This is a genomic window from Cellulomonas biazotea (assembly GCF_004306155.1).
GTDB classification, from domain to species: domain Bacteria; phylum Actinomycetota; class Actinomycetes; order Actinomycetales; family Cellulomonadaceae; genus Cellulomonas; species Cellulomonas biazotea.
The window spans coordinates 1-4047 of the sequence record NZ_BIMR01000125.1; the positions used below are offsets into that span (position 1 = coordinate 1).

Sequence of the window (4047 nt, forward strand, 5' to 3'; positions counted from 1 at the left end):
GCGCCGCCTCGACGTCCGCCGGCCGCGTCACCGGCAGCGCGCTGTTCGCCCGTCGCGTCAGCCCGCCCGACGCGCCGACCCGCCACCCGTCCGCCGTCACGTGCGTGCGCAGCGGCGGCCACGTCGCGGCCTCGACCAGCGCACCCGGGGCGTCCGGCGGCGTCCACGTGCGGACGCGCACCTGGATCCCGTCGTGGGCCCAGTCGCGCGACGGGTCCTCGACGAAGCCGAGCCGGTCGTACAGCCGCTGCGCCGCGCGCATCGCGTCGCTCGTCGACAGCGCCACGCGCCGCGCCCCGTCGGCCACCGCGAACCGCAGCGCCTCGGTCATGAGCTCCTCGGCGACGCCCCGCCCGCGCGCCTCGGGCGCGACCGCGAGCATCCGCACCTCGAGCTCGCCGGGCTCGGCGACCTCTGCGTACGACGAGCCGTAGGGAGCCAGCGTCACCGTCCCCACGACCACACCACCCGTGCCCTCGCCTGTCCCGCCCGAGCGGGGCACGACCGCGACCAGCAGGATCGCCTCGCGGGCGCGCCGGTGCGCGTCCCGCAGCTCTGCCGCGTACTCGTCGTCGCCCGAGAGCAGCCCGTCCGCGACGTACGCCTCGGCCGCCAGCGCCCCCGCGCCGTCGACGTCCGTACCGACGGCGCGACGCACGACGGGCCCGGTGGAGGCCTCGACCTTCACGCGTCGCCCTCAGGGGCGCCGTCCGCGACCGGCGCAACGACCGCGTCCGGCCCGCCCGCCAGCAGCGCCTCGAACCCGGCCTCGTCGAGGATCCGCAGCCCGAGCTCGCGCGCCTTCGTCTCCTTCGTGCCCGCGTTCTCGCCGACGACGACGAAGTCGGTCTTCTTCGAGACGCTGCCCGCGGCCTTGCCGCCGCGGGACAGGATTGCCTCCTTCGCCTCGTCCCGGCTGAACCGCTCGAGCCCGCCGGTGACGACGACGGTCAGCCCGCGCACGGTGCCGCCGTCGTCGGTGACCTCGAGCGTGCGGGCGACGCCCTCGCTCGCGGCGTCCTCCATCCGCACCCCGGCGGCCGCCCAGGCGTCGACCACGGCCGCGTGCCACGGTGTCGCGAACCAGTCGACGAGGGACTGCGCGATGGTCGGCCCGACCCCCTCGACCCCGGACAGCCGCTCGGCCGCGGCGGCCGGGTCGCCCTCGACGACCGCGCGCAGCGCCGTCATCGAGCGGAACTCCTGCGCGAGGGCGCGCGCCGCCGTCGGGCCCACGTTGCGGATGCTCAGGGCGACGATCACGCGCCAGAGCTCCTTCTCCTTGGCGAGGTCGAGCTGGTCGAGCAGCGTGCGGGCGGCCGCCGACGGCTCCCAGTCGGGCAGGGTGCGACCCTCGGCGTCGGCGCGCGTGCGCTCCGCCTTCGTCCACGTGAGCTGGCGACGGAACGGCGCGCGGCGGCGGACGTTGCCGTCCTCGTCCTCGCGCGGCAGGCCGGTCTCGGGGTCGCGCACGACGACCTCGATCTCCCCCAGCGTGCGCAGGCTCGCCTCGCGGACGCGCTCACGCTCGACGTCGGACGCGTCGGGCCCGTACCCGACGAGCGCGAACAGGTCGGCCTCGGTCCGCAGCGGCGGCTCGGCGGGCACGTCGGGCTGCGTCAGCGCGGCGGCCGTGACCTCGCCGAGCGCCTCGATGTCGAACGCGCCCCGAGAGCCGATGTGCTCGACCCGGCCGAGCACCTGCGCGGGGCACGACTCGGCGTTCGGGCAGCGCAGGTCGACGTCGCCCTCGCGCATCGGGCGCAGCGTGGTCCCGCACACCGGGCACTCGGCCGGCATCTGCCACTCGACGCGCTCGACGGTGTCGTCGGGGGCCTGCGGCGCGGGGCCGACGATCTCCGGGATGACGTCGCCCGCCTTGCGCAGCACGACCATGTCCCCGACGCGCACGCCCTTCGCCCGGACGACGTCCTGGTTGTGCAGCGTCGCCTGCCGGACCGTGCTGCCGGAGACGAACACCGGCTCCATGACCGCGAACGGCGTGGCCCGGCCCGTCCGGCCGATGCCGACCTCGATCGCGACGAGACGCGTCACCACCTCCTCCGGCGGGTACTTGTACGCGATCGCCCAGCGCGGGGCCCTGCTCGTCGCCCCGAGTCGCCGCTGCAGGTCGATCTCGTCGACCTTGACGACGATGCCGTCGATCTCGTGCTCGACGTCGTGCCGGTGCTCGCCGTAGTGGTCGATCATCCGCTGCACGCCGTCGAGGTCGTCGACCACGCGCGTGTGCGTCGAGGTCGGGATGCCCCACGACGCGAGCAGGTCGTACACCTGCGACTGCCGCTCGAGGCCCGACCGGCCGACCGTCCCGTCCGCGCCCCACTCCAGCGCCCCGATGCCGTGCGCGTACATCCCGAGCGGCCGCGACGCGGTGACGCGCGGGTCCTTCTGCCGCAGTGAGCCCGCGGCGGCGTTGCGGGGGTTCGCGAACGGGACCTTGCCCGCGGCGACCTGCGCCTCGTTGAGGCGCGCGAACGCCTCGACGGGCAAGAACACCTCGCCGCGGATCTCGATGAGGTCCGGGTGCGTCGACGGGTCGCCCGCGAGCGCGTCCGGGATGGACACGATGGTCCGCACGTTGAGCGTGACGTCCTCGCCGGTGCGCCCGTCGCCCCGCGTCGCGGCACGGACCAGACGCGCGGCCTCGCCCGGCCGGGGACGCTGGTACAGCAGCGCGATCGCGAGCCCGTCGATCTTCAGCTCGCACAGGTAGTGCGGCCGCGCGCCCCCGAGATCGCGCGCGGCGCGCTCCGCCCACGCCGCGAGGTCCTCGGCGGAGAACGCGTTGTCGAGCGACAGCATGCGCTGCACGTGCGCCGCGGTCGCGAAGTCCGTCGAGAACGTGCCGCCCACGCGCTGCGTCGGCGAGTCGGGCGTCATCAGGCCTGGGAACTCGTCCTCCAGCGCCTGCAGCTCGCGCAGCCGGGCGTCGTACTCGGCGTCCGACGACGGCGGCGCGTCGAGGATGTAGTACGCGAACTGGTCGGCGTCGATGCGCTCGGCCAGCGCGGTCCACCGGTGGCGTGCCTCGGCGGGGATCTCCTGCTCGGGCGAGGGCGTGGGGGCGTCGTCGACGGCGTCGTTCACCCGCCCATCATCGCGCCCGGCACCCACACGTGCCGCGACGTCCGGCCCGCCGCGCGCGGCGGACGTCGACGTCGCGTCCGGCTCAGCGGCGCAGGCGCGGGACGACGAGCAGCGCGGCCGCCGCGAGGACGCCCCCGCCGGCGAGCAGCGCCCCGGTCGCGGCGAGCCCGGCGGGCGCGGACGCCACGACGACCTCCTGCCGGGCCCCGTCGACGTCCCACGAGCAGACCGACTGCGGAGGTGCGACGAGGTACCGGACGTCGGCACCCGCCTCGTCGGCCGCGTACGCCTGCAGGCACGGTCCGCCGGTCCCGTCGGCGGACGCCTGCAGCGTCCGGGTCCCGATGCCGACGTAGACGACGACGAGCAGGACCAGCCCGACGATCGCCGCCCCGGTCGCGACGAGCACGCCGAGCGCCTGCCCTCGGCTCGTCACGATGCCCCGACGTCGGGGTGCCTGCTGCGTCACCGTCATGCCTCCGCTCGTTCCGCCACGATCCGTCCCGCCCGCAGGAGCCCCGCGAGCGCCGCCCGGGCGTCGTCCGGCGACGCCTGCCCTGCGGTCGCTGCCCCGGCACCCGCGGCTCCGGGCATGGTGCCACCTCGACCCCCGGTGCCCGGCGGGTCGCCGGCGAGCAGCACGACGTCGCGCAGCCCGGCGGCCGGCAGCCCGACCGATCGCCACGGCCGGGTCAGCAGGTCCGCCTGCCCGACGACGTCCGGCCCGGCGCACTGCGACGTCGCCTGCGGGGGAAGCTCGGCCCACAGCCGCAGCCCGCCCTCGACGGCCTCGGCGACCCTCTCCCAACCGCGCTCGTCCAGCCCGGCGACGGCCAGCGCGACGCCGTCGGCCCGGGCGGCGCGGACGGTCGCGAGCGACGTCCACGCGGTGCCGCCGTGCACGACGACCGCCGCGGCACCGGAGCCGCCGGCCCGAGC

3 protein-coding genes and 1 pseudogene are annotated in these 4047 nt (G+C 76.5%); all 4 read right to left on the reverse strand.

The annotated features are described in order from the left end of the window. Positions 1–688: GNAT family N-acetyltransferase (locus CBZ_RS09455; RefSeq protein WP_130781314.1), on the reverse strand; the 688-nt coding region annotated here is incomplete at its 3' end. Continuing rightward, on the reverse strand, positions 685–3108 hold the full coding sequence (ligA, locus tag CBZ_RS09460) for an NAD-dependent DNA ligase LigA (RefSeq protein WP_130781315.1): 2424 nt from the start codon (positions 3106–3108) through the stop codon (positions 685–687). The genes ligA and CBZ_RS09455, both read right to left, overlap by 4 nt. An 82-nt stretch (positions 3109–3190) precedes the next feature. Then, positions 3191–3583: a hypothetical protein gene (locus CBZ_RS09465; RefSeq protein WP_130781316.1), complete on the reverse strand. Its 393-nt coding sequence runs from the start codon at positions 3581–3583 to the stop codon at positions 3191–3193. Next, positions 3580–4047: pseudogene (locus CBZ_RS09470) on the reverse strand (hypothetical protein); the annotation flags it as partial. The pseudogene CBZ_RS09470 and the gene CBZ_RS09465, both read right to left, overlap by 4 nt.